The sequence below is a fragment of the Bacteroides caecigallinarum genome (assembly GCF_021531075.1).
Lineage (GTDB): Bacteria > Bacteroidota > Bacteroidia > Bacteroidales > Bacteroidaceae > Phocaeicola > Phocaeicola caecigallinarum_B.
This window is the reverse complement of the sequence record NZ_JADYTJ010000104.1, coordinates 1-2,537: the sequence shown is the minus strand read 5'-3', so window position 1 is coordinate 2,537 and position 2,537 is coordinate 1. Positions and strand designations below refer to the sequence as shown.

Sequence of the window (2,537 nt, the reverse complement as noted above, 5' to 3'; positions counted from 1 at the left end):
ATATGTTACTTACCGATGCAGTAATTGCAAGTTTTTGATTATCAAATATTTGGGGCTCTAAAAGGTACAGAAGTCTAATTTTTTGTCATTTTTAGTCATTGTAACTCATTGATTATTAATGAGTTATATATTGTCACATTCTTTTTGTAAGACAAAGATAATTGTATTTTGTTGAATTTCAAAGTTTTCCAGCAAATAAGTTACAAGAACGAGGTGTTTTTTATCCTTTTTTTAGTGATATGCCATTTTTATCAATGGCGTGCAATATCATGCAAATAGAATAAGTATTTTGGGGTTGTATTTAAATCTTTGTGAAGTAAGATAATATGAAGACTGATGTTGATTTGTATCGATTTTTTATATTAATGGATGGACTGATGTTTTGATTTAATGATTATATTGACTACGGGCGCAATAAATTGATAAAAGAGTATCAGTTTTTGATTTTTGCATGAATGATGTAAATATTGAAATCTAATTTGCAAATATAGATATTTAGTTATATATTTGTGGAAAAACAGATTATATGATAGCAGAAATTAGATTTAAGAATATGTTCTCATTCAGAGACGAGGCTATATTAAGTTTTGAAGCTGATAGAAGTAAGGATATGGAGTCATATCATGTTGTCGAATTGGGGGGGGATGTGAGACTATTGAAAGTGGCTGTCATTTATGGAGCAAATGCTTCGGGTAAGAGTAATATTATTAAAGTTTGTGATTTTATCAAGTCATTCATTACTTATACCCCACTTAATAAGGCAGAACAAATTCAAATAGTCCCGTTTCTCCTGAATAAAACAAGTTCGAGGCAGTTATCTGAATATTCGATTTCGTTCTACTTGAAGAATGAGGAAAAAGCAGTTCGTTATGTCTATTCTGTAGCTTTAGACAGGTGGCACGTAGCAAAGGAAAGTCTGATCTATTATCCAAGTCAACAGCCTGCTTCTATATTTGAAAGAAATACTGAGAATAACGTATCAGTTATTAAATTTGGACAGAAGATCAAAATGTCGCAATCTGTCAAAGAGGAAATAACATTGAAGTGTTTGCATAACATGTCAGTTTTTGCTGCTTATATGCAGGTAAATACACATATTGTAGAATTAGAGGCAGTTCTTCAGTATCTAACCAATCAGGTTATGCCGGCAATTGTGCCTGCATCATCTTTAAGTCGTTATGCCGAAGAATCAATCAAGAATGAGTCTGCAAAAGATTATATTTTGAGATATCTACAGGAAGCTGATTTCAATATTTCAAATATTACTTCCAAAGAACAGGAAACACATAAGGGTTTGATTAATTATACTATGTATCAGCATAAAGTTTCATCTGATGATGGTAACAATGATTATTATGAGTTCCCGGAACTGTTTGAATCGGACGGTACTATCCGTACGTTTGGTTTGGCCGCTCAAGTGCAAAAGATTCTTGAAAGAGATGCTTTTCTTGCAGTTGACGAGATTGAATCCTCTCTTCATCCGAAATTGATAGAATACATCATTGAACGTTTTCTAAAAGAATCAGAGCAAGCCCAGTTGTTGCTCACTACACATTATGATGGACTATTAGGAGAAGAAGATTTGCTTAGGAAAGATAATGTTTGGTTTACTGAAAAGAATCCGGACGGATCAAGTGTGCTGTATCCTCTAACAGATTTCAAAGGATTGAATAGGATTAGTTCTCTCCAAAAGGCATATAAATTTGGTAAATTCGGTGCAGTTCCTAATCTATAATCATGTACTTTTATGAGAAAAGCAAGAAAAAATACAGCAACCAGACAGGTTATTCATATCGTTGGTGAGGGTTTGACTGAATTATTCTATTTCAGTCATTTGAAAAAAATACTTGGTTATAGATATTCTATTTCTCCTCGTTTATTTGAAAACAATAGTATTGAGAAAATAGATAAGAAGATAAAGGAACTTCTAGATGAAGATGTCTTTGTAATATGTGTTTTTGATGCAGATGTTAGCAGGCGTTCTGATGCGGAAAATAAAAAAATGGTGTCGCTCAAAAAGAAATATGAAAATAATCCCAATGTGATTCTCTGTGATAGCTTACAGTCAATAGAATATTGGTTTTTACTACATTTTGAAGATACGTGTCGACATTTTCAAGATTCAGCAGCTACAGAAAGAGCATTAAAGCAATATCTGCCAACATACGATAAAACTCGAAAATACCTTGAGAAGGATAAATGGGTTAAAGAAATGCTTGCTGATTCAAAAATGGATAGGGCATGTGAACTAGCCGAAAAATATAAAGGCAGAGATTCTTATAGTGAGATTTATAAGGCGATTAAAAAAGTTAGTGAATCGTTGTAATAAATATGGATTGATGAAAAAAAAAGATTTATATGCTGTTTGGGGAATCATAGTTAGTGGAATTACTATTGCATTTATTATTAATATGTTGTTGACATATGGTAATATTATCAAAACAAATCTATCAAATGACTCGTGGTTAAATTTTTGGGGAAGTTATAGTAGTGGAATTTTTGCTGTTGTAGGAGGTTATCTTGCTATTATTTATAGT

Annotated in this window: 2 protein-coding genes and 1 pseudogene; all 3 read left to right on the top strand. The window is 32.1% G+C overall.

The genetic code is table 11. From position 1 onward, the window contains the following. The first annotated feature begins 526 nt into the window (after positions 1–526). The gene (locus I6E11_RS14405; protein WP_204463017.1) at positions 527–1,735 is read left to right on the top strand and encodes an AAA family ATPase; all 1,209 of its coding nucleotides are present in this window, start codon (positions 527–529) and stop codon (positions 1,733–1,735) included. Between the two features lie 12 nt (positions 1,736–1,747). Then, complete coding sequence (locus I6E11_RS14400) at positions 1,748–2,326, top strand: RloB family protein (protein ID WP_117678346.1); 579 nt, start codon at positions 1,748–1,750, stop codon at positions 2,324–2,326. Between the two features lie 13 nt (positions 2,327–2,339). Beyond that, positions 2,340–2,537, top strand: a pseudogene (locus I6E11_RS14395) (hypothetical protein); the annotation flags it as partial.